Annotated in this window: 19 protein-coding genes; all 19 read right to left on the bottom strand. The window is 52.0% G+C overall.

The features are described 5' to 3' along the window. Nucleotides 1–16: 16 nt before the first annotated feature. Entirely contained in the window at nucleotides 17–1,585 is a 1,569-nt protein-coding gene (locus ACXX53_RS12520) for an acyl CoA:acetate/3-ketoacid CoA transferase (RefSeq protein WP_458568983.1), read from the bottom strand. After that, nucleotides 1,585–2,328, bottom strand: a complete 744-nt coding sequence (gene fabG / locus ACXX53_RS12525) for a 3-oxoacyl-ACP reductase FabG (protein WP_458568984.1) — start codon at nucleotides 2,326–2,328, stop codon at nucleotides 1,585–1,587. The genes ACXX53_RS12520 and fabG overlap by 1 nt, the downstream gene beginning before the upstream one ends. 1 nt (nucleotide 2,329) lies before the next feature. After that, nucleotides 2,330–3,226: an intracellular short-chain-length polyhydroxyalkanoate depolymerase gene (gene phaZ, locus ACXX53_RS12530; RefSeq protein WP_458568985.1), complete on the bottom strand. Its 897-nt coding sequence runs from the start codon at nucleotides 3,224–3,226 to the stop codon at nucleotides 2,330–2,332. Further along, nucleotides 3,211–4,305 carry a 3-oxoacyl-ACP synthase gene (locus tag ACXX53_RS12535; protein ID WP_458568986.1) on the bottom strand — a complete coding sequence of 365 codons (1,095 nt, stop codon included), beginning with the start codon at nucleotides 4,303–4,305 and terminating at the stop codon, nucleotides 3,211–3,213. The genes phaZ and ACXX53_RS12535 overlap by 16 nt, the downstream gene beginning before the upstream one ends. Next, nucleotides 4,277–4,483 carry a hypothetical protein gene (locus ACXX53_RS12540; RefSeq protein ID WP_458568987.1) on the bottom strand — a complete coding sequence of 69 codons (207 nt, stop codon included), beginning with the start codon at nucleotides 4,481–4,483 and terminating at the stop codon, nucleotides 4,277–4,279. The genes ACXX53_RS12535 and ACXX53_RS12540 overlap by 29 nt, the downstream gene beginning before the upstream one ends. Further along, nucleotides 4,480–5,457 carry a branched-chain amino acid ABC transporter permease gene (locus tag ACXX53_RS12545; protein WP_458569064.1) on the bottom strand — a complete coding sequence of 326 codons (978 nt, stop codon included), beginning with the start codon at nucleotides 5,455–5,457 and terminating at the stop codon, nucleotides 4,480–4,482. The genes ACXX53_RS12540 and ACXX53_RS12545 overlap by 4 nt, the downstream gene beginning before the upstream one ends. A gap of 131 nt (nucleotides 5,458–5,588) precedes the next feature. Beyond that, on the bottom strand, nucleotides 5,589–6,458 hold the full coding sequence (locus ACXX53_RS12550) for a branched-chain amino acid ABC transporter permease (protein WP_458568988.1): 870 nt from the start codon (nucleotides 6,456–6,458) through the stop codon (nucleotides 5,589–5,591). Nucleotides 6,459–6,486: 28 nt separating this feature from the next. Then, nucleotides 6,487–7,191, bottom strand: coding sequence for an ABC transporter ATP-binding protein (locus ACXX53_RS12555; protein WP_458568989.1), 705 nt, complete (start codon nucleotides 7,189–7,191; stop codon nucleotides 6,487–6,489). Next, a complete protein-coding gene (locus ACXX53_RS12560) occupies nucleotides 7,163–7,993 on the bottom strand; it encodes an ABC transporter ATP-binding protein (protein ID WP_458568990.1) in 831 nt (276 codons plus the stop codon). The genes ACXX53_RS12555 and ACXX53_RS12560 overlap by 29 nt, the downstream gene beginning before the upstream one ends. A 76-nt stretch (nucleotides 7,994–8,069) precedes the next feature. Then, nucleotides 8,070–9,377, bottom strand: a complete 1,308-nt coding sequence (locus ACXX53_RS12565) for a substrate-binding domain-containing protein (protein WP_458569065.1) — start codon at nucleotides 9,375–9,377, stop codon at nucleotides 8,070–8,072. Nucleotides 9,378–9,474: 97 nt separating this feature from the next. Then, a complete protein-coding gene (locus tag ACXX53_RS12570; RefSeq protein WP_458568991.1) occupies nucleotides 9,475–12,804 on the bottom strand; it encodes a BTAD domain-containing putative transcriptional regulator in 3,330 nt (1,109 codons plus the stop codon). 180 nt (nucleotides 12,805–12,984) lie between these two features. Then, on the bottom strand, nucleotides 12,985–14,577 hold the full coding sequence (locus tag ACXX53_RS12575) for a class I adenylate-forming enzyme family protein (protein ID WP_458568992.1): 1,593 nt from the start codon (nucleotides 14,575–14,577) through the stop codon (nucleotides 12,985–12,987). Continuing rightward, entirely contained in the window at nucleotides 14,549–15,727 is a 1,179-nt protein-coding gene (locus tag ACXX53_RS12580) for an acetyl-CoA C-acetyltransferase (protein ID WP_458568993.1), read from the bottom strand. Before ACXX53_RS12580 ends, ACXX53_RS12575 begins: the two co-directional genes overlap by 29 nt. A 172-nt stretch (nucleotides 15,728–15,899) precedes the next feature. After that, complete coding sequence (locus ACXX53_RS12585; protein WP_458568994.1) at nucleotides 15,900–17,579, bottom strand: putative polysaccharide biosynthesis protein; 1,680 nt, start codon at nucleotides 17,577–17,579, stop codon at nucleotides 15,900–15,902. Between the two features lie 65 nt (nucleotides 17,580–17,644). Further along, nucleotides 17,645–18,130, bottom strand: a complete 486-nt coding sequence (locus ACXX53_RS12590) for a DUF456 domain-containing protein (RefSeq protein ID WP_458569066.1) — start codon at nucleotides 18,128–18,130, stop codon at nucleotides 17,645–17,647. A 42-nt stretch (nucleotides 18,131–18,172) separates the two neighbouring features. Continuing rightward, the gene (locus tag ACXX53_RS12595; RefSeq protein ID WP_458568995.1) at nucleotides 18,173–18,907 is read right to left on the bottom strand and encodes a Cof-type HAD-IIB family hydrolase; all 735 of its coding nucleotides are present in this window, start codon (nucleotides 18,905–18,907) and stop codon (nucleotides 18,173–18,175) included. 141 nt (nucleotides 18,908–19,048) lie between these two features. Continuing rightward, nucleotides 19,049–19,174, bottom strand: a complete 126-nt coding sequence (locus ACXX53_RS12600; RefSeq protein ID WP_458568996.1) for a hypothetical protein — start codon at nucleotides 19,172–19,174, stop codon at nucleotides 19,049–19,051. Between the two features lie 162 nt (nucleotides 19,175–19,336). Continuing rightward, nucleotides 19,337–21,454, bottom strand: a complete 2,118-nt coding sequence (locus ACXX53_RS12605; RefSeq protein ID WP_458568997.1) for a peptidoglycan D,D-transpeptidase FtsI family protein — start codon at nucleotides 21,452–21,454, stop codon at nucleotides 19,337–19,339. 172 nt (nucleotides 21,455–21,626) lie between these two features. Further along, the gene (locus ACXX53_RS12610; RefSeq protein ID WP_458568998.1) at nucleotides 21,627–23,672 is read right to left on the bottom strand and encodes a peptidoglycan D,D-transpeptidase FtsI family protein; all 2,046 of its coding nucleotides are present in this window, start codon (nucleotides 23,670–23,672) and stop codon (nucleotides 21,627–21,629) included. Nucleotides 23,673–23,740: the final 68 nt, after the last annotated feature.

Genomic DNA, 23,740 nt, shown 5'->3' on the forward strand with positions numbered 1-23,740 from the left:
GTTTATTTTTTGTTACCTATGATCCTATAAACAGCTCGCTATTCATCAGCTTCAGCGAATCTGAGATTAGCGGTCGTACTGTCATATGAGCCAAAATGTCTTCTTCAAGCCGCACTCCTGGCGCAATCTCGGTTAAGAGCAGCCTTCCCTCTAAGAGCTCGAATACCGCTCGTTCCGTCACATACAAGACTTCAACGCCTTTGCTAGCGGCGTATGCAGCCGGAAAGGTCAGATGCTCTACCTGTCCTACGAATTTACGGAGACGGCCTTCCGCGGCGATATGAAGCTTGCGCTCTCTTAGCTCGGTCTTTAAGCCGCCCGTTGTGAACGTTGAGCAGAATACGACCTTGCGGGCATTCTGACTAATGTTGATGAAGCCTCCGCAGCCCGTTAATTTCCCGCCGTATCGGCTTACATTCACATTGCCCGCTGCATCGGCCTCCGCCATTCCTAAGCAAGCCACATCGATCCCGCCGCCGTCAAAAAAGTCAAACTGAGAAGGCTGATCCAGTATCGCCTCGGCTCCTGCTGAAGCACCGAAGCTTAAGCCGCGAGCAGGTATTCCTCCGATCGGCCCCGATTCCAGCAACAGCGTCATATCGGATCTTCCCGCTTCAGATGCCGCGTGGCCTACCCCTTCCGGCAGGCCGATACCAAGGTTAACGACCTGATGCGGTCCGATCTCCGCCAAGGCACGGCGAGCGATAACTAGCCGTTCTGCTTCCACGATCTGCATGGAAGCGGCAGGCGCAGCTTCTCGATCTGCAAGCTCATGACCCGCGTAGGCTGCATTATAACGCTCAGCGAAGGTCATTGCATGCTCGTCTTCATCCGCTACGACGATAGCATCCACCAGTATTCCCGGCACTACCACGTGCCGCGGTGGAATAGACCCTGCAGGCACGATCCGCTGGACCTGCGCGATCACGATGCCGCCGCAGTTGCGGGCGGCTTGTGCCAACGCCAGCATCTCCAGTGTGACCGCCTCTCGCTCCATCGAGATATTGCCGCGCGTATCAGCCGTTGTACCGCGGATGAATGAACAATGAATCGGGAACGAGCGATAGAACAGGCGCTCTATCCCGCCGATGGTGACGACCTCGACCAAGTCCTCGGTCGTCCGTTCATTCAGCCTGCCGCCATCAAGACGTGGATCGACAAATGTCTGCAAGCCCACATGCGTCAGCGTTCCCGGCCTGCCGGCGGCAATATCGCGGTACAGGTGGTTAATGACACCCTGCGGCAGATTGTACGCTTCGATGCGATTCTCCATCGCAAGCGCCCCCATCTTGGGCGCGAGGCCCCAATGCCCGCCGATCACCCGCCGCACCATGCCTTCGTGCGCCAGATGATTCACGCCGCGCGTCGCGCCGTCGCCCTGCCCAGCGGCGTAGACGACGCTGAGCTCAGTCGGCGCTCCTTCCGCGAGGAAGCGCCGCTCCAGGGCGGCGGTCAGCGCCTCCGGATGGGCGCAGCCGACGAAGCCGCCGACAGCCAGCGTCGCACGGCTCGGCAGGAGACGCACGGCTTCGTCCGCTGTCATCACGCGGGCTGGCTGTCGCATTGGCAGTTGCTCACGCGGCATCAGATCGACAGCCCTCCGTTCACTTCCAGCACCGTGCCGTTCACATAGCTCGCCGATTCCGATGCCAAGAACAGATACGCCTCCGCCACATCTTCAGGCTGTCCCAGACGGCGCAGCGGCACCTTATCCACCATCGCGCTCACGATCTTCTCCGGCATCTTCGCCACCATCTCCGTCTTGATGAAGCCTGGCGCTACGGCGTTCACGCATACGCCCTTGAATCCAAGCTCACGCGCCCACGTCTTCGTCATCCCGATAACTCCGGCCTTGGCAGCCGCATAGTTCGTCTGCCCCAGATTTCCTTGTACACCGACGATTGAGCTGGTGTTGATGATCCTGCCGTAGCCCTTCGCCGTCATATGCGGCGCGGCATGCTTCGTGCAGTAATATACACCGCTAAGATTGACGTCAAGCACCTGCTTCCACTGCTCCGTCGTCATCTTGGACAGCATCGCGTCGCGCGTGATGCCCGCATTATTGATCAGAATATCGATAGCGCCAAACTGCGCGATCGTCGTCTCCATCAAACGCTGAACACTCGCTTCATCCGATACATCGGTCTGTATGAAACGTGCACGTCGCTGCTCTTCTTCTCCAAGTGAAGCAATCGCTCTAGCGCCCGCCTCCTCGTTGTAATCAGCCACAACGACAAATGCGCCATTTTCGATAAACAGCTTTACAGCAGCTAAACCAATTCCTGAGGCTCCGCCGGTAATAATCGCTGTCTTCCCCTGCAGCTTCATGTTAACCTCTCCCTTGCAGAAATGACTCAACGGCCTTCAGCAATTGAGCGCTGTCATCAATCAACGGAGAGTGTCCGCAATCCGTCAGCGTTATTCCTTCAGCACGTCCATTGAAATCTTCGAGTGTTTCCTTATACATCTCCTTACTGATGACCCAGTCTCGATCCCCGCGCAGAACTAACGTCGGAGCAACAATTCGATCCACCATGCCGGTGCCTTCACTTGCACCGTAATGCCCATGGCTAATATTGAACGCATTCAATGCTGTGTAAATGTCCATCAGATTGCGCTGCGTCAGGATATCATCCAGATACATCTCATATCTGGTCTCATCCGGCTGATTCTTATCATAGATGACCGAATTGTACAAAGAACGCATGAACTCCTTATTGCGTTGTACATTTGCAGCCTCTACCATCTGATTTCTTGCCACTGCGCGAATTCCTTCAGCAGTCGTGATCCGTTTGGTTAGATTCGGCATTCCGTCTTCGCCATCCTCATAGAATGGATAGCCGCGCGTGGACACAGACGCCAGCAAGATAAGCTCACTGACTCGTTCAGGATAACGCGAAGCCAGCTCCATTGCGATTCCGCCGCCGGTTGACCAACCCATCACAGCACAGGAGTCTAGATCGATCGCATCCATAAACATGCGTACATCTTCAGCATAGATGTCCAAGCTGGCAGCAGGAGTATTATAGGTTGATATCCCGAAACCTCTAAGATCGACAGCATAAATCTTATATTGCGGATCCATCTGCTCCAGCACCACATCCCAGTGTGCGGAAGAGTTCATATTGCCATGAATGAGTAATAGCTTCTTGTTGCCGCCTTCTCGTTCCCGGTAACCTAAACGTTCTCCATTAGGAAGCTCTACAGATTTCATTTCCATGGACATTGCATATCCCCCCATCTCAATGTTAATCCTCCCCATGCATACCCTATTCCAGCTGCTGCCAGTACGACGACTGCTTGAGGAAACATCATTCCTTGCTTGCTGATGAGTTCTAGATGAATGATCGGATCAAACTGCCCCATATGCCCGTATTGCTCCAAATATATTCCCTTATCCTCTGGAATCCCCAATGTACGAAGAACATATTGATGCGCCGATCGCTTCATATGAAGCAGCCCCATATAATCGATCTCGTCGACTTCGTATCCGCTGTTGTGAACAGCCTGTTCAACGACCTGCACGAATCTTGCCATCGACAGCCGATCCAACCTCTCCTTCATCCCTTCCGCATCCGTAACCCTGAACTTCGGTTCACCTGCGGCGATAAGCTCCGCATTCAGCGGCTGCTTTGTCCCGCCTGCGCGAATAATCACATCTTCGCTGAACGATCCGTCTGTCATCAGCGATGCCTCCAGCACTTCGGGGTACGCGTTGCCCACGCCCCTCCGCAATATCATGGCCCCGCCTCCGGCAGCTAGATTGACCATGAAGCGCGTTCCTGGATCACTCATGTCAATCAAGTCGCCATTGCGGTAGCCGCCTGCCAGCAGCACCGTGCGAATGCTGGAATCGCCCTGCATCATCGCCTTGGCTGTCTTCACAGCCGCGATCGCCGTGCAGCAGCGAAGCGCCATGTCGAAGCCATATGCTCGCTTCGCTCCGATCTCTTCCTGCAGCTTTAAGGCAGCTGTCCATACCGGATATTCCTTGTGTTCCTCACCGATATAGATGACCAGGTCAATCTCCATCGGATCAAGCGAGATTCGCTCTATCGCCTGTTTAGCCGCATATATCCCCATCGCGCAGGTGTCATCCCCTGGCCCTGGAATCGGCTTCCGCATAATCCCCAGCTTCGTTTCTACAATTTCCCGGGGAATACCAGCAGTTTCAGCAATTTCTGAGCTCGTCATATAGGTAGACGGTACATATAGCCCAACGGATACGAGTCGGATTGTTGGATCCAAAGCATGCATTTTTTCCGACGCGGCTGTACTATGCTCCATCTGTGCTTGCTTCTTCATGCTGTCTCTGCCCCCGATCCATCATCGTCCTCATATACACCACAGCCTCCTCAAGAGAGGACATGGTCAACTCTTCTTGCTCTTGCACATGCGTTACGCGAATACGCCAACCGCTTGAGCTCTCGCAAGGTGTACACCTAAGGACGAACGAGCATACCGCAGTCCGATCCTCTATCATGAAGCTTCCTCCTCTCCAGCAGCAGATGCACCAGATCGCTTCAGCTTCCACGCATGAAGCCATTTGCGGCACGTACCCACGAGTCCCGCTGGAAATACGAGCACGACCACGATATACAGAAGTCCAAAGAAGATAATCCACCGTTCAAATATAGGATGGAACTTCGCGAGCTCCGTCAGAAAATGATGGGCCCATTCGATAATCGCCGAACCTAGAATAGCCCCAAACAATGTACCCACACCGCCGATGATCGTCATCAGCAGCGCGTTAAGCGTCATATCCATCGAGAATACGGTTGTGTTCACGAAGCGCAGGGTCAATACATAGAAAGAACCCGCTACGCTGGCGGCCATCCCCGCAGCAATCGTTGCGATAACCTTGTAGTGCACGACTTCATAGCCTAGAGACTCCGCACGCTGTTCATTTTCACGAATCGCCTGCAGCACTCTGCCTAGTGGAGAGGTCGTAAATCGACGCAAGACCAGGTAGACGATGACCATGACAGCTAAGACTGACCAATATAATACAGCCCGATCTTTGAGCACATCTGGTATATGAAATGTAAATCCGTCATTGCCTTTCGTTAAGGAGCGCCATTTCTCGGCCGCTACGAGCAGAAGCCCAGCAAAGGCCATCGTCAGCATCGCATAAAAATGACTTTTTAACCGGAGCGAGAGCATTCCAACTATATAGCTTAACAGTGCCGCGAGAATGACCCCTACGACAATCGACAGAAGCAGAACAGGTATAGTAGCTCCGACACGATCCATAAACAAGCCGGTAGAATAAGCTCCAAGCCCAAAGAACATGGCATGACCAAAGGATACGATTCCGGTATAGCCAAGCAGCAGATCATAGCTCATCGCGAAGATGGCGAATATGAATATTTGCGTCATGAGAATAAATAAACTGCGTGAATCTGAAATAAAAGGTATAACAGCAAGTGCGGCGGTCAGCGCGATGCCAAGCCACATCTGCAGCCGGCTAGAGGCGTTATATGAAAGGACTGGGCTGGATCCGATTAGGCGTTTCTGGAGTCTCGCGTTGTTATTCTGACGAACAGAAGCGTTGGAATCAGCGCCATTAGGTCCAGAATTCAAGTTGCTCATGCGCCTCCTCCCTTCACCCTAAACAGCCCGGATGGTCTAACCAAGAGCACGACTACCATCAGCAGCATATTGGCAGCAAGCGATAGGTCCGGCACATAATAGGCCATCAGCGCGCCGGACAACCCGACAAGCATGGAAGCAAGCGCAGAGCCCTGAATACTGCCCATACCGCCGATCACGACGACAATGAATGAGAGAATGGCGAATTGCATGCCCATCTCGGCAAAGATAACCCCCGAATACGGAGCCAGCAATGCTCCACCGAGTGCAGCAAGTCCGGCGCCAAACATAAACACGAGAGTAAAGATAATACGAATATTAATACCGAGCGACTGCACCATCTCTGGATTCTGAACTCCAGCGCGCACGATGAGCCCGATCTTTGTTTTCTTTAAAATGAGCAGCAGACCAAGATACATAAGTGCGCCAACCACAATGATAAATAGACGATACTTAATTAAGATAACGCCGCCGATTTCCCAGCTTCCGTTCAATAACGGCGGCACATCCGACTTGAGCGGATTCGGACTGAATACAACCTTCAGCATCTCGCTTAGCACGAGCATGACTCCGAGCGTGACCAATATCTGCTGGACGTGATTGCCGTAGACCGGTCTAATGACAACACGCTCCATAACAAGACCGAGCAGCATACCGATAACAACCGCTCCTATTACAGCAATGATAAATGAGCCGCTCGCCGCATACAGCCATACACCGCTGTACGCCCCCCATGCGAACAAGCCGCCGTGAGCGAAATTCAGTACACTCATTAGGCCAAATATTAACGTCAACCCTGCCGCCAACAAGAATACGAGCATCCCCGTAGCCAGGCCGTTGACGATGAGGTTCAACAGTTGATTCACACCGGCTTCCTCCTTCGTTGCTCAGGCGTCAGGCAATGCCTAAGTATTTGCGGCGCAGGGCTTCATCCTGCTGCAGCGATTCCATCGTGCCGCTGCTGACGATAGTCCCTTCGTCCATCAGGTAGTACATATCACCAATAGCGCTTGCCATCATGAAATTCTGCTCGACGAGAAGCACCGTAGTTCGTCCCTTCATCTGCTTAATCGCGTCGATCAGCTTCTCGACCATAATCGGGGCAAGCCCCTTGCTCGGCTCGTCGATCAGCAGCAGCTCACTATTGTTCACATAAGCTCGCGTGATCGCCAGCATCTGCTTCTGGCCTCCGCTCAGCAGACCGCTCTTGCGGTCGCGGAACGTCGCTAGATCCGGAAACAGCTCCAGCATCCATTCTAATCTCGCTTCGGCCGCTGCGTCCTTATGCTTTAAGGCGATCCGCAGTGTCTCCGCTACCGTCAGATCCGCGAATATGCCCTGATCCTCCGGGACATAACCGATTCCACGGCGCGCAATCTTGTGAGTCAGCATCGCCTCCACGGATTCGCCCTTGAACCGGATCGTTCCGCGCGACGCCGGATTCAAGCCCATGATCGTTCGCAGCGTAGTCGTCTTGCCCGCGCCATTGCGACCGAGCAGCACCGTCGTCTGCCCCGCCTCCATCTGCATCGTCACCCCTTGAAGGATATGGTACTGTCCGATATGCGTCTCAACTGATTCCAATTGCAGCAGTGTCATCGTACAATCCTCCCAAGTACGCAGCCTGTACCGTATTGTTGTTCATAATGTCAGCAGGTGTTCCGTCAGCCAATAAGCGCCCATTAAACAAGACAGCGATGCTGTCGGACAAGTCGAGCACCATTTCCATCTTATGTTCGATTAAGACAATCGTCCGATCGCCTCTGTCCTTTAGACTGCGAATAACTTCCAATATGGCTGGCACTTCTTCCACCGATATGCCGGCAGTCGGCTCATCGAGCAGCAGCAGCTCGGGATTGAGCGCCATCAGCATGGCGATCTCCAGCTTGCGTTTCTCTCCATGCGCCAAGTGCTGAGCCGTCGCATACCGTTTATTCTCCAGCCGCACGAGCTGCAGCAGAGCCAATGCCTCTTCTTCCAGCCTGCTGTACTTGCGGAGCGAATCAAACAGTCGATAGCGAATGCCCTCTCGAGATTGAACCGCCAGTCGCACATTTTCCAGCACCGTTAAATTAGGAAATACATTCGTGATCTGAAAAGAACGGCCCATACCGAGTCGAGTTCGTTCAAAAGGAGGCAAGTTCGTGATGTCCTTCCCATTGAATCGAATGTTCCCAGCCGTAGGCCGCAGTTGGCCGCTGAGCAGATTGAAGAAGGTTGTCTTCCCTGCTCCGTTCGGACCGATAATCGATTTAAATGTATGCCGTTTTACCGATAGACTGACCTCGTGTACAGCCAGATGTCCGCCGAATGCGATGGACAAGCCATCTGTCGCGAGGATAGTTTCTTCCTGTGTGGAAGATGTCGGATGATCGGCAGTTCCCGCAAACCGATTCGCCATGCACACAGCACCTCTCCATCACGTAGTTTTGCGGTAAATCCAGCAGAGCGAGGGTTCGCCCTGCTGGAATCTCAAATTATCGCTTATTGCGAATAGGCGGAGAAGTCTCTTCCGGCTTAAGCTCGCGCATCAGCACTGGAACAGGATAATCTACGCCATCCTTCTTCTCCAGCTTAATCGCGTACAAGGATTGCAGTGCTTGATGGTCTTCAGGACGGAACGTCATCTTGCCTTTCGGCGTTTCGAAGGACATGCCTTCCATCGCGGCAATGACTTTATCTGTGTCGGATACGTCACCGTTCATTTTCTTGATCGTCTCCACAATCGCTATTGCTGCGGACATTCCACCTGGTGTAAACAGATCTGGCACTTCACCGTTGAAGCGCTTCTTGTGCTCATCCACAAGCCATGTGTTGATGTCATTGTCAGGCAAAGTGTGATAATAGACGGAGAAGCCTTCCATACCGATCAGAGCTTCCATTGTCTTCAAGGCAGGAATATCTGGAGCACCTGTCGATATCTTGATGCCTTGATCCTGTACCTTCATATCCTGCAGCTGTTTCCACGGAGAGTTGGCTCCCGCCCATACGACGAACAAGTAATCCGGCTTCGCGTTCACGATCTTCTGAATATTAGCTGTGAAGTCAGTTGCGGTCGCATCCGCATACTGCTCTTCTACGATCTCCGCGCCAAGCTTAAGCGCCGCTTCTTTGAATGCGGTGATACCGTCACGTCCAAACGCGCTGTCCGGAGCAAATGTCGCGATCTTCACGCCCTGCTTCGCGATCGCAGCGGCTCCTGCCACAGCATCCTGCGAGGAGTTGCGCCCAGTGCGGAATACGTATTTATTCCATTGGTCGCCAGTGATGCTGTCCGCAACCGCAGGCTCAACAATCATGACCTTCTTATATTCCTCAGCGAGCGGCAGCACAGCAAGCGTGTCGCCAGAGCTGGAAGAGCCTACAAGAAAGTCAACCTTGTCAGTCTCAAGCAGCTTCGTTGCTTTCTTAACCGCCACATCCGGCTTCGTCTCGGTGTCTTCAAATACGAATTCAATCTTATTTCCATTTACTTCACGAGTACCGTTCGTTGCATAATCGATGCCGAGTTCGAAGCCTCTGGAGGTTTGCTTGCCGTAGCTTTCAAGCGCTCCAGTCAAGGACGCGAGTACGCCGATCTTGATCGTCTTGCCTACGACTTGAGGCGCGGGCTCCTTATCTTTTGTTTCCTGCTTCACAGGCTGCTGTTCTTGCGGCTTCGTTCCACCGTTATTCGCTTCATTCTTTGTTCCGCCGCCTCCGGAGCATGCGGCAGTAAACATAAGCACCATCGTCAGTAAAGACATTGCGCACAATCTAGCCCAACCTTTTCCATGCTTCTTCATTATGGACACAAAAATAACCCCCCTACGACTCTTGATTCTCGTTCATCATAAGAGGGTATGGTTGCAAATGAGTTGCACGCTGACTCCCTCCATAGAATCAGCCTGATTCCTCATTGCAACGTCTATATAGTTCTCGAATCGCTGCCATCGGCTCGACACCGAGTTCCTCCTCCAACACGCTGACCGCGCGATGATACCATTTCAGCGCTTGATGACGGTTATTCAGATGCAGATTGCACTCCATTAACAAGCGATATGCTTCTTCCCAACAGCGATCCTTCACCAGCATGGCTTCAGCCCAGCGCATCGCCTTATCGTAAGCCCCCTGATTGGTGCAGATCTGCGCCAATCGCTCAGAACCGCGCATATATAATACCTGCAGCCGCTCACGTTCTTCGATGCACCAATCCTCGTAACGGCGATCGGGCATGTAATCTCCATGATATAAGGACAATGCTTGCTCCAGCAAAGCTAAGGACAAGTCTCGATCATCGGTTTCCAGCCCCTGCACAATAACCATCTCGAATTGAACCGCATCCAACTGCCAGCTGGCATGAGGATTCAAGCGGTAGGTTTGACCATCACGTATGACGAAATAAGGATCGCTTCTCACACGACGATGCGGTTCAAGTGCTGAATGAAGTGCATTGAGCGCTACCTTGAAGTCGCGGTTCGCCGCTTTCTCATCCGCATCCGGGAATAGATAGATTAGCAGCTCATCCTTGCTGATTGGAGCGCGACGCTTCGTCACGAGCAATTGAAACAGCTCCTTCGCCTTGCCTCGCTGCCAATCCTTCTCGACCAACGCTGTGGTGCCCAGCTTGACACGGAATGAACCTAATGTCTCGATATAGAGCGTATACCCGGGATGATGCTTAAGCTTATCCATATTCAACTCGGTCAGGATCGAAGCTGGATAACTTCCGCCGATTCCTAGTCTCACTGCTTCCAGCAGCAGCGGAATTAACTGCTGCGGATCTGCAGGTCCTAACAAAGTTCGTGAGCTGAACAGAAATGCATATCCATGCTGATCTGCATGGTGAAGAAATCGTTCCATGCAATCCGCAAAGCGACCGTCCTGCTCTTGGCGGTAAGCGGTCAGGGACAACCATAGCTCGCTAAGTGTCAGCCCCAGCGCATCTCCGCACGCTTCATATCGTCCCTTCGTCTCTATAAACACGCGTTCAGCCTCCAGCAGCCTATCACTCTCGTACAAGGCAATGCCCATGCTGAGGCGAATCAACGATGAAAGCCAGCCGTCATTGGCTTGCTCTGTATCCTGCAGCGCCGCTTGCCCGTAGCGCAGGGCTGTATCGCAGTTTCGATCCCGGCCATGCAGCAGGCAGAGCCCCATATTCGGCTCTGCCGTGCCGCGAGCTACTTCCAGCCGCTCCATAATCGACAACGCCGCATGATAACAATCAGTGGCAACCGTCGCATCATAAGCTCCGGACAGCTGCGCCGCATGACCCATGCGCATCCAGCCGCAAGATTCAACATAAGGAGCCTTGAGACGGATGCCGTGCATCATTCCCGCTTCTGCTGCCCGCTTCGCGCTAAGCGGCTCACCGCATAAGCTGTCGATCAGCGATTGCAGCAGATCCATGTCGCGGTGCGAGCGCGACAGCGTCTTGCTGTTATAGCTGTTGCCGCGGAACAAGCCGCCTGCTTCGGATTCCAGCTTCTGCGCCCGTTCCAGCAGATGGCGCGCCTCCTTGAGCCTTCCCGTGCGAAGCGCCAGACGCGCCTCCAGCAGCAGGTCCCGGCTGTCGCCATCCAGCTCCAGCGTACGCGCATACCATTGTCCTGCTTCCGCTCCTTGTCCGCGATTCAGCTTATTCTCCGCCATGAGCGCATACAGCCGCGCCAGGCGCAGACGATCACGATTGGGCTCATATCCGTATGCGCCATATGAGCGCATTCCCGCCGTATCCGGCTCGTAGGCAGTGGCAGATATCGCGATCGGCTCCGCTAGGGCAATCGCCCTCATCAGCAGCGGTTCGGCTTGACCAGGCTGAATCGTATCCAGATAGAACATGGCCTGCCCCTCCAGCGCTAAGCCATGCACCACGGCGTTTCCCGCGTCGCTTGCATAGCGCTCCGCCTTGCGGTAGCTCACCATCGCAGCTTCATAGTTGCAGCGATAGCGCAGAATGTCACCTTCGAGCACGTATAAGTAAGGCATCCGGATCTTTACCCGGTCAGGTATAGGTACAAGGCAGCTGAGCACAGCCTCAAGATGGCCGCCGCGCACTAGCTGAGAGCCCCCTGAGACCAATAGCTGCGCCATCTCCTCAGGGTCGTTCAACTCAGCAGCATGCCGAAGCGCCAGCTCCATGCGTCCTCTCGCTGCCAGCACATGCACGGCCTGGCGATGCAGAGACAAGCGCCAATCCGGTTGTCGGCGCAGTTGATCCTGCAGGAATTGACGAAATAAGGAATGATAGCGGAATTGCCTGTCATCTATCGCTGTCAGAAACCCGTTTTGACACAGCGCCAGCAGCAGAGCATGCGAGCCGTGGCGTCCGCAGACTGCGTCGCACCACTCGCCTGTCAATTCGTCAAAGATGCTCGTCTCCAGCATGAAGGTTCGCATCGCGGAAGGCTGCTTCTGAAACAGCTCTGCGGCTAGAAATTGAAACAGTCCTTCCAATGATTCGCGCGGAGCCTGCAGCACAGCATCAAGCGACTCCTTGGTTGTCGTTAGGCGCTGCCATATTAACTGAATCGCGATGATCCAGCCTTCCGTAAAACGATAGACAGCTTCCGCTTGAGCGATCGTCAGCGGGTATCCATAGTAATCCGCAAACAGCACCTCGATATCTTCCGCTGAAAATGCAAGTTCCGATCGTGACAGCTCCAGCACTTCACCTCGAACACGCATCGCGGTCAATACTTCCCAGGCTGGACGAGTACGGGATGAGATAACGACCCGCAGCTTATCGCAATCTGGCAAATAGCCGATTACATACTGCATCCAAGCCTCAATCCATTCGCTGTGCTCCACGGTATGATAGTCGTCCAGACATAGAATGATCGATTTCGATAGATTCATAGCTTCATTAAGAAACAGATCCGCTAACGCATATACATCATCCACGCTTCCGATTCGCGCTCCTCCTAATTCCAGCAGCAGCGTTTCTCCGAAAGCCGGATCCGATTCTCGAAGGGTAGAGGTTAAATGCATCAGAAACGGAAGCAGATCATGGTCTTGTGTAGAAATGCTGTACCACGCATAGTCGACAGCGGATTGCCGCACATAGGCCGATAACGCTGTTGTCTTCCCGAATCCAGGTCCCGATGCGATGATCGTAAGCGGCATATCCGGAATTCGATGCAGACGCTTCATCAGATCAGGACGATGCAGGAGATGCTTCTTAATGGGAGGAGGAATTAGTTTCATCTTCAATACCCGACTTCCCTTCATACGCAGCCTCCTATTTCCAATATTATCCTCTAATTGTAGCATAGGGACATTTGATTTGACAGCGTATCCAACGGATTAGCCAGAACCCGACACATCCTAAAATGCACGCTGAAAAGAGCAGTCCAGCCGTGATTGCCACGGTTCTAAACTGCTCCTCATGCTCAAGGCAGTCCAGGCAACTTACTCCTCCGCAAACAAGGGGAGCAGCGCCTTCTTATCTAATTTTCCAACGACTGTCTTAGGAAGTTCCACTACAGCCATGATTCGCTTCGGCACCTTGTACTTGGCAACATGCTCGCGGCAGTAAGCTTGCAGCGCTTCAGGATCGAGCATACGACCCGCTCGCAGTACAACTGCCGCCGCAACAATCTCTCCCCACTTCTGATCGGATACGCCAATTACCGCTGCCGCAACGATATCCGGATGCTGTTCCAAGCGATGCTCTATTTCCAGCGGATATACGTTTTCACCGCCCGTGATAATCATATCCTTCTTCCGTCCAACGATGTAGTAGTATCCTTCTTCATCTCGCTTAGCCAGATCGCCGGTTAGAAACCAGCCATCCTTCAGCACTTCCTCTGTAGCAGCTTCGTTGTTCCAATAGCGATCGAACAGATGCCGCCCTCGCAGCGCCAGTTCACCGACATCATTTGCTTGCTCTATATCACCGCTATCTCCAACGAGCTTTACGTCGTTGAACAGCATCGGCAAGCCCACTGAACCCTGCTTCCTAAGTGCGGCCTCAGGGGTAATAACGAAATTGTTCGGACCCGACTCTGTCGCGCCGTAGCCCTCCTTGAACGGCAATCCTCGTTCCGCAAATGCGGCATAAACCGCCATCTGACAAGGCGCGCCGCCGGATATAAAGGCGCGAATCGAATGAAATGCCGCTTCCTTAAATAAAGGACTTTGCACCAACAGATGGTACATCGTCGGTACGAGCAGCACGACCGTGCATCGTTCTTGTTCCAGCGAGTGAACCATTCGCTCAGCTTCAAAGGATTGGATGCAAACTACCGTACCGCCGCACATGAGGATGGGCAGCGTAAGCGCATTTAAGCCGCCGGTATGAAACATCGGCATGACCGTCAGTGTCACGTCAGCTTCAGTCAGCTGCCATGTTGCCACTGTGTTGACCGCGTTCCAATACACAGAGCGATCTGTTAGCACAACGCCTTTGGGTTTACCGGTCGTTCCTCCTGTATAGATCATGATCCAAGGCGCATCCGAATCATCTTCTCTTGCGCCCTCAGCCATTTCTGCAACGATAGCTGATGGGTGCTCTTCTTCCACTTCAAGGCTTTCTATTGCCAGCCACCGCCAAGGCTGGTCGCCTTCTCCCTGCAGGGTCTCCGCTAGATCTTCCGCGCCTGCATGGTAAAGAACGAGCGTTGGTGTACAGTCCTCCATAATGAGCTGGAGCTCTGCTGGATGAAGCCGCCAATTGAACGGCACCATGATCGCGCCTAGACGGCGGCAAGCAAAGAGCGCGACCAGCATAAGGCTGTCGTTGGGCGACAGAATGCCAACTCGATCACCGCTCCGCACCCCGCGCTGCGCGAGGAGCCGCACTGCTCGTTTCACGCGTTCCGCAAGCTCACGATACGTGCTAGACTTTCCAGTTGTGTCATCCTTCACGGCGACACGGTCTGCTGATAGCTTGCACCGGCGTTCGAACCAGCCGTCCGGTCGCAGCTTCAGCGGTGGCTGCGCAGCAATCACTGCTTGCCCCGAAGCCTCTTGGTTATGTGCGTTCGACGATAACTGCGACACCATGACCGCCTCCCACACATAATGCGGCTGCTCCATATCGCAGCTGCTGGCGCTTCAGCTCGTGCACGAGCGTCACAAGCACCCGTGTGCCGCTAGCTCCAATCGGATGTCCGAGCGCGATCGCTCCGCCGTTCACATTCACGCGGTCTGAAGTGATGCCCAGCTCCTTCATGCAAGCAAGCGCCTGTGACGCGAACGCTTCGTTTATTTCGAACAGATCGATATCGTCGATCGTCAGATTAGCCTTCGTGAGCGCCTTGCGAATAGCTGGAACGGGGCCAAGCCCCATCCATTCCGGCTCCAAGCCGACTGTCGCCCAGGCACGAACTTTGCCAAGCGCCTCTAAGCCAAGTCGTTCCGCTTCGTCCAGCGAAGTCAGCATAACGGCTGCAGCGCCGTCATTCATGCCGGAGGCGTTTCCAGCTGTTACAGTCCCGCCCGCTTCAAATGCCGGCTTGAGCCGCGCGAGTCCCTCCATTGTCGTGCCAGAACGAGGATGTTCGTCGCGATCGACCAAATGCACTCCCGAGCGGTCGCGAACCTCCACAGGCACGATCTCGTCAGCGAAGCGGCCGCTCGTAATAGCGGCTTCCGCTCGCTGCTGGCTAGCCGCTGCGAATGCATCCTGCTCTTCGCGGCTTATGCTGTACCGCTCGGCAAGCCGCTCAGCGGTGATGCCCATTGCTTGGCGCGATATAGCGCACGTTAAGCCATCATTGGCGATGGAGTCAAGCAGACTCGCCCCGCCATACTTCACTCCTCCGCGCATTGCAGGCAATACATGCGGGGCTTGGCTCATATTCTCCATCCCGCCTGCAAGCATCCATTCCGCTTCGCCGCTCTTTATCGCTTGGGCAGCCAACATAACTGTCTGCAAGCCGGAGCCGCAGACCAGATTCACCGACGATGCAGGCACACTTACGGGCAGACCTGCGGCGAGCGCAGCCTGACGCGCCGGGTTCATGCCGAGCCCCGCCTGCAGCACATGTCCCATCCACACATGGTCCACCTGTTCTGGTGAGATCGGTGCCCGCTGGCAGGCTTCCTTCATAACCGCCGCCCCCAGCTCCACAGCCGTCACTCGTCCGAATTGTCCCTGAAAGGCGCCGATCGGCGTCCGTACGGCACTCACAATCACTGCTTCTCTCATGTCGCCCACCTCTTGTTTATCGTGTGATCTCAACCCACTTGATTTGAGAACAGTTAACACGACATCGGTTGCAAATGAGTTGCAGTGCTCCTCCCATACCAAAAAGGAGTGCCGCAACTGTCACCAGTCCGCACTCCTCTTAACATTTCCTATTGTTATCTAGCAGCGATTCCTATCGGCTTCTTGCAGGTTGGGAAGAACGCTGCAGACGCATCAATGGGCGTAGCACCTTCTGCACCATCCGCGGATAGCTGCCCAGCTCGTCCTTGCGAATGACGCGGAACACAACAAGCCCAACGATAAAGGTGATCAGAACGACTATGCTCACGCAGCCCGCTGTCACCATGAACCCGAATTTCTGTCCGGCAGTAGCCATAACCGTAGAGGGTTGTCCAAGCTCAATCATCGAAGAGGTGATACCGACGAGATGCTCACCCACACGCTCAACCACGAAGCCAAGTCCGCCTGACAGCAATGTCGCGAGTATGAATCCAGGCCAACGCTTGCCCATCACATCGAATGGCACAACTTTCTTCATGACACGCAGATTGAGGTAAGTGATGACAAGGAACGTAATCATCGTAGCCGCAATAATACCGTAAATGCCAAAGATCTTTGCCAACACGAAGTTGAAGATAAGCTTGAGAATAATACCGAATGTAACACTAATCATCGCGATGTACGGCTTGCCCAAACCGATCAGAATTGAGCTCGACGTCATCATCGTAATCTGTAATATCGAACAGAATGTCAGCAACGCGATAATGCCAGCACCGTCTAACGAGCTGAATACTAAGCCGTTGATGGAAAATGCCGAAACACCTAGAGCAAGCACAATCGGCATGCCGCTTAATACTGAGATTCGCATGGCCAGCGATATCTGGCGCTGCAGATGGTTCATTTCCCGCTTCGCGTAGGCTGCCGATATGATTGGGATAATCGAGGTGCTTAACGCAATGGCCAGAATCGGAGGTATACCCGCGATAGACTGGGCGCGCTGACCTAACACACCGTACATATGCATAGCGGCAGTTTCACCTACAGACGGCGTCAGCAGGCTAACCGTGAAGGTCGAATCAATAAAGTTAACCAATGGCACTGCTAGCGAAGCCAATACGATCGGAATGGATAAGGTGAAGATCGATGCAAAGATCGTCTTTAACGGTACATGCGGTGTATTGGCACTGCGAGCGCGAACGCCTGATTCTCTGTCCAAGCGGCGAATCTTGCGAATGTAGTATACCATGACAACAAAGGCACCGATGCTTCCCAGCACGCCGCCGAACGAAGCTCCTGCCGCGATCCATGCTTGAGACGAACCGCTGTTAAGCAGCACGTACGCTAAACCAATAGCTGTAGCGACACGAAGAATCTGTTCGACGATCTGCGAGATGCCGCTCGCCTGCATCATGTTGCGCCCTTGGGTATAGCCGCGCATCATCGCGAGCATCGGGAACAACAGCAGCGCGGGAGCAAGCGCACGGATAGCTGGCACCGCTTCAGGCTGCTTCGCAAATTGTGCATACGCAGGGGCTAACACAATCAACAGCGTTGTTGTTACGATACCAGAAATGATACCGAACAGCAGCGCTGCTGAATAGATTCGCTCCGCCTCACGAGCCTGGTTGAGCGCATATCGTTCTGAAACCATTTTACTGAGCGTACTCGGAATACCTGCGGTAGCTACAGCTAATATCATTAAATATAAGTTTTGTGAGGTTATGAATGCCGCGTTACCAACGGTACCGAGCATATGCTCTAGAGGCACCCGTTGAAATAATCCTAATAATCTCGTCACAAAGGTCGCAGCCGCGATGATGAGCGTGCCTTTTATAAATGATTCTTTCGCCAAGCAATTCCCTTCTTTCTGTCAATGACGATGAAGGCAGACACGTTCATGCCATACCTTCATGTCAATTAGACGACAATAATCCATATTACGAACAACACGATCATCACGAGCTGTAATATGAATTTCATGACCAAACTTGTAAACAGACCTACAATAGCTCCGATCGACGCTTTAAATGAACGGTTCAAGTCAGCGCCCGACAATAGCTCGCCAATTAGCGCACCGACAAACGGTCCAATGAGAAGACCGAATGCCGGGATTACAAACGGGCCTATAATGACGCCGATTGTACTGCCGATGATCGAGCCCCTTGAACCGCCATATCGCTTGACCCCCCACGCACTGACCGCATAATCAGCTACAAATAACAGCACGATAATCAGGGTCTGAATGGTCCAGAACCAAAAGCCGAACGATTCGAAGGTGAAAAATAGGCCGTACACGAAAAACGCAGCATAAATCGCTAGAGCTCCAGGCAGCACCGGTAATAGGGCTCCCGCCATGCCGATAACAAACAATGCGATAATCAGTATCCAACCCAAGATATCCATTGCCATGATGAATCTCTCCTTTAGATAGGATTCGAGTTCATATTACAGCATGTAACGACGAATGACCTCCACGATACCATCTTCGTTGTTCGATGATACGACAGCATCCGCGGCGGCCTTCACTTCGTCTTGCGCGTTGCCCATCGCTACGCCTAAACCAGCTTCACGAATAACAGCTATGTCATTCAAGCTGTCGCCGACAGCTACAACCGACGACATCGAGATACCTAACATATCGCATACCACCCCTACACCTGAAGCCTTATTAATGCCAAGGGGGTTTATTTCGATATTATGCGGCGAGGAGTTGGTCAATTCCAATCCGCCTAACGCCTGAAGCTCTATTAGAATCTTTCCTCGAATATCGTCATCTTCAGTAGTAAATCCAAATTTAAGCCAGTCCTCCGTATCGATATCCGCATTCCAATTAGTTCGATTATACAACCCCTTAGTGGAATATGCCCAGAACCAGCAATCATATTTTTCAGATAATTCATGCATCTTGCGCACTTTGTCACGATCCAGCAAAAAGCGAGCGTGGAGCTCGTTCAGATTACTCCATATCTCGCCGCCGTTAACTGTAACGAACGGTCCCTCTAAGCCCAGCTCCTTCGCATAAGGCACCGCGTCAACATAATTTCGACCTGTTGATAAGATGACTGTTATTCCTGCTTGTCTTGCCTCATGAATCGCGAGCGCTGTTTCTTTGCTGATCCGATGATCGTCAGTAAGCAGCGTCCCATCCATATCGAGAGCCAATAATGCATATTTACCCAATGTCAGTTCACTCCAGTCCAGCGGTGTCGTTTGTATGCGTCTTTTGTCTCAAAAGGTCATATGCTAATGATACAAACGCCCTGCTGTCTATTTGCATAACGACATTGTATCACATCGTTATGCCGTGACCAACATGGCTTATCATAGGAACAGCACAGTAATGACCAATCGTTTCAAGGCAGCGTTCCATTTCATCGTCTTGATCGTGTTCTTCTTCATAGCATCCACACGCTCCCGTTCACTGAGAATTGTAAAGCCTTGCTTCACAAATAGACATCAATCATCGTAATACGAGCTAAGTTTATCGTATGGCAATAAAGTTTCCTAGATGCAACTTTTACCGTAAAAAAAGACTTTGCAGCATCTTATGCAGTTAGCCCCTCTATCGTGACTATCCGCTCTGATGTGCAAAGTCATAAGCAACAGCTATTATTGCTGGTCCGAGCCTGGTTTCGGTTCCAGTTCAGATCCTTGTTCAACTTGGATAACCGGCTTGCGCGGCGTCCCCGTCAAACCATATACTTCGTCATATGCATCGAAGATTTGACGAGCTATCGGGGCTGCACCGTAGGAGCCGTATCCGCCTTCCGGAACAACGACAGCCACTGCAAGCTTCGGCTTCTCCGCTGGTGCATATGCGATAAACACGGCATTCTCCAGTTTCTGTCCGCCCACGCTCTGCTCAGATGTTCCGGTCTTGCGATAGAAGTTGTACGGGAAGCCTTCAAAGCCTTGGACTCCAACCTTCAGCATTGCTTTCTCTACCACTTGCCAGTATTCTTCATCAAACTTCGTTTCGTTAAGAACTTCGCGTTCAAATTTCTTCACGACACGTCCGTTGCCATTCTCAATACGGCTGACTAGCTGCGGCTTCACACGTACACCGTGATTAGCCAAAGTAGCCGCATACTGCGCTAATTGAAGGGCCGTATACTTGCCCTGCTGACCGAAAGAAGCGTAAACCAATGCGGATTGCGCATTGTTGTTCTCCGCTTCAGCCATATAATCCTTTAAGCCGGCAGACTCACGAGGCAGACCGCTGCCCGTCTCGACTCCGAGACCGAATGCCTCCAGATACTCGTCCCAGATCTGCAAGCCGTCCTTGCCATCCTTCTTCGGCATGCTGTACAGCTTCTTGCCAATCATATCAACCATGAAGGCATTCGACGATTTCTCTAACGCTGTGGCCGGACCTAAGCGACCCCAGGCACGATTGCTTGCATTCCATACCTTTGTCTCATATCCGCTGCGCCCGAACTCTGCATATCCTCTATCCGAGTATGTCGTATAGGGGGTAAACAAGCCCTCCTGCAGGCCGATCAACACAGACAGCGGCTTCATCGTTGAGCCTAAGTATACGAGTGAACTTGCGCGCTTATTGCGGATCTCCGGATCCTCGAACGGTGCTGGAGCATCACGAATAGCGCCATTGTTCATATAGAAGCTATACTTATCATAATTCTCAGGGGTGATGGAACCATTCTTCCATACATTCGTGTCATAGTCCGGCATGCTGGCGATGCTGACCACATTGCCAGTATCCACTTCCATAGCAACGGCAAACCCAGTATTCGCATTTGGAGCAAACTCATTCTTATTCGTCGAATGGCGAAGCTTCTCTAGATGTTTCATAATTGCATCTTCTGTTCGAAGCTGTATTTCTTTATGTATCGTCAAATGAAGGTCGTTTCCGCGTTCAGGCTTCGTCACCTGCATAGGTCCGATGATGTTGCCTGCCACGTTAACAGGGAAGTCCTTCACGCCATTTAATCCGCGAAGCTCACTCTGATACATAAACTCGATGCCGTCCATACCTACATCCTCAAACTCCAAGTACTGTTCCTGCGTCGGCAACCGATCGTTCTCCTCCGAGATCCTCTGATAGAATGGAACATTATTGCGTACGCCCTTGAATTTCTTCAAGTAGCCGATCGTCTGCGCAGCTACCGTATCCTTATCATAGTTGCGCACACTGTCATCGATGATCTCAATACCCTTGAATTCCGGCTTGTGCTCAAGGAAGTAAGCCACTTCCTCTTGCGTCAGTCCTGTCTTGATCAGCCTCGGCACCCAGACAAAGTCTACTTTACCTGATAGATCCATAAGATCATTATAGATCTTCTCTGCTGAAATCGGCTTAGCGTTCGGATTCCCCTTCTCTTCGAACACCGCTGCTAATCGTATCGATAGATCCATTGCTTCCTCACGGTTCTTCTCCTGCGCCTTCGTCAACTTCTTCATCGGATCGCCATACGTCTTCTCCACATTAAAGTAAAGCGATTGCGTTGCAGTCGAGTAAGCAAGCTTCTGACCGGAAGCATCGTATATCGTCCCCCGAAGCGGTGAGATCGGAGCATTTCTCGACTTCAGCTGATCTAACTCCTGCTTATAATTAGGTCCCTGCACAAACTGTACAATCGCTAGCTGCACAATAATAATCGTGAATAATAGAAATGTAACAAAGAAAAATAAATTCATACGCACGGCCATCCGGCGTTTATTTTGAATCTCACGTTTCTGCGGATCATCTTTATGTGGATGATTCAATCGTGCATCACCCTTTCACTCATTCCATATTATTCTATATTTTAGCACATATTGTGCAGAACAACTAAGAAATATTGATGATATTTCATCATTTACATCCTTCAACACATGCAAAAGAGCCTGCTAAGCGTCGTCAACATTGACAACACTTAACAAGCTCTATATCGCATGCTTATTCTTCAACAGTTGGCTTCGCCGCAGGCTTGCGCGGCGTACCGGTTAAACCGTAAACCTCATCGTAGGCGTCAAACATAGCTCGTGCGATCGGCGCCGCACTATAGGAGCCATAGCCTCCTTCTGGTACAACGACCGCAACCGCAAGCTTTGGTTTATCAGCCGGAGCATAAGCGATGAACACACCATTCTCCAGCATCTTGCCCGCTACTTGTTGCTGAGAAGTACCTGTCTTCCGATAGAAATCATACGGGAAGCCTTCGAAGCCATGAACATTAACATTGCTCATGCCTTTCTCAACCATTTCCCAATTCTCTTCATCAATTTTTACTTCATTCAGTACCTCTGGCTCGAATTCCTTCACGACCTTGCCGTCACCATCCGTGATCTTGCTGACGAACTGCGGCTTCATTCGCTTGCCGTGGCTAGCCAGTGTAGCCGCATACTGCGCCAGCTGCAGCGTCGTATATTTACCCTGCTGTCCGAACGACGCATACGCCAACGCGGATTGAGCGTTGTTGTTTTCAGCCTCTGACATATAATCCTTCAAGCCGGCAGATTCATATGGCAATCCGCTGCCTGTCTTAACACCGAGACCGAACATTTCCATATACTTATCCCATGTTTCCAGTCCGTTTATATTCGTGCTGGAATACAGCGGTTTACCGATCATATCGACCATGAAGGCATTAGATGACACTTCCAATGCGCGAGCGGCATCCATGTAGCCGAATGATTTATGGTTCGAGTTCCACACCTTTGTCTCGTAGCCTTTGCGACCAAACTCAGCATAACCTTGGTCATAGTACGTGTCGTTTAGGTCGAACAGATTCTCCTGCAGGCCGATCAGAACAGAGAGCGGCTTCATCGTTGAACCGAGATACACGAGCGAGGTCGGATGCTTCGCCCGCTCCTTATCATCATTATAAGGCGCGTATACCTCGCGAATCGTTCCGTTGCCCATATAGAACTTATACTTGTCATAGTCATCGCTGCTAATCTGACCGTTGCGCCATACATTCGGATCATAGTCTGGGTAGCTGGCCATCGATATAATATTGCCCGTGTCTACTTCCATAGCGACAGCGTAGCCCGTAGTTGCATTCTCGGCGCGTTCCAGCGAATTCGACGAAGTACGAATCTTCTTCAGCGTATCTTCAATCGCCTTTTCCGTCTCCAATTGAACATGTCGGTCAATCGTAAGGTGCAGATTATTCCCGCGCTCCGGCTTCGTCACTTCCATTTCTCCAATGACCCTGCCCGCGACGTTAACCGGGAACTTCTTCAAGCCGTTCTTCCCGCGCAGTTCTTCTTGGTACATATACTCCAGACCGTCCACACCTACATCCTCATAATCAAGGTATTGCAGTTCATCTGGACGATCATTACGATTCACATAAATATCCTTATAATAATCATATGATTCACGAACGCCTTTGAATTTCTTGAGGTAACCAGTAAGCTGTACGGCTACGCCTTCCTTATCATAATTGCGCACACTGTCTTCTAGAATTTCCAACCCTGGGAATTCAGGCTTATGCTCTAGGAAATAAGCAACTTCTTCTTTCGTCAGATTTGTTTTAATTAATCGCGGGACGAAAGGATAATTCATCTTACCTGCGAGGTCCATGCTCTTCAAGATCTCTTCTTTAGTCGGCTGTACCTCATTCTTGTCGCCGAGTTCCTTGAATATTTGCTCAAGCTTTGCAGCCAAGGCCTCTGCTTCGGCTATGTTTTCTTCCTTGGTATAATTCTTCTCAATATTAAAGTATAAGGACTGAGTTGCAGTCGAGTACGCGATTGGTTCACCCGATGCATCAAATATGGTGCCTCTAAGCGGAGGAATAGCTGTTGTCTTGTAACCGAGCTGTGTCTCCTTTTCTTTCAATCCTGGACCTTCAACGAACTGCAGTATCGCCAGCTGAACAATCAGCACGGAGAACGCAGCAAAAGTGATAAAGAAAAAAATATTTAATCGAAATGAAAATTGACGGCGATTCGTCAACTCGCGCTTCTGCGCATCGTCCGAGTTTGGATGACCCAACTCCATCATCCTCCTAGCTGTAATTTCTCCGGACAAGTTGTCCATTTGTATAGTTTATCACATTCGAC

The sequence above is a fragment of the Paenibacillus marinisediminis genome, from assembly GCF_054343325.1.

Bases quoted from the DNA above. Each gene is read 5' to 3' on its own strand.
- ACXX53_RS12520 (WP_458568983.1), bottom strand. From the start codon at position 1,585: ATGCCGCGTGAGCAACTGCCAATGCGACAGCCAGCCCGCGTGATGACA.
- fabG (WP_458568984.1), bottom strand. From the start codon at position 2,328: ATGAAGCTGCAGGGGAAGACAGCGATTATTACCGGCGGAGCCTCAGGA.
- phaZ (WP_458568985.1), bottom strand. From the start codon at position 3,226: ATGTCCATGGAAATGAAATCTGTAGAGCTTCCTAATGGAGAACGTTTA.
- ACXX53_RS12535 (WP_458568986.1), bottom strand. From the start codon at position 4,305: ATGAAGAAGCAAGCACAGATGGAGCATAGTACAGCCGCGTCGGAAAAA.
- ACXX53_RS12540 (WP_458568987.1), bottom strand. From the start codon at position 4,483: ATGATAGAGGATCGGACTGCGGTATGCTCGTTCGTCCTTAGGTGTACA.
- ACXX53_RS12545 (WP_458569064.1), bottom strand. From the start codon at position 5,457: ATGTGGCTTGGCATCGCGCTGACCGCCGCACTTGCTGTTATACCTTTT.
- ACXX53_RS12555 (WP_458568989.1), bottom strand. From the start codon at position 7,191: ATGACACTGCTGCAATTGGAATCAGTTGAGACGCATATCGGACAGTAC.
- ACXX53_RS12560 (WP_458568990.1), bottom strand. From the start codon at position 7,993: ATGGCGAATCGGTTTGCGGGAACTGCCGATCATCCGACATCTTCCACA.
- ACXX53_RS12565 (WP_458569065.1), bottom strand. From the start codon at position 9,377: ATGAAGAAGCATGGAAAAGGTTGGGCTAGATTGTGCGCAATGTCTTTA.
- ACXX53_RS12570 (WP_458568991.1), bottom strand. From the start codon at position 12,804: ATGAAGGGAAGTCGGGTATTGAAGATGAAACTAATTCCTCCTCCCATT.
- ACXX53_RS12580 (WP_458568993.1), bottom strand. From the start codon at position 15,727: ATGAGAGAAGCAGTGATTGTGAGTGCCGTACGGACGCCGATCGGCGCC.
- ACXX53_RS12590 (WP_458569066.1), bottom strand. From the start codon at position 18,130: ATGGATATCTTGGGTTGGATACTGATTATCGCATTGTTTGTTATCGGC.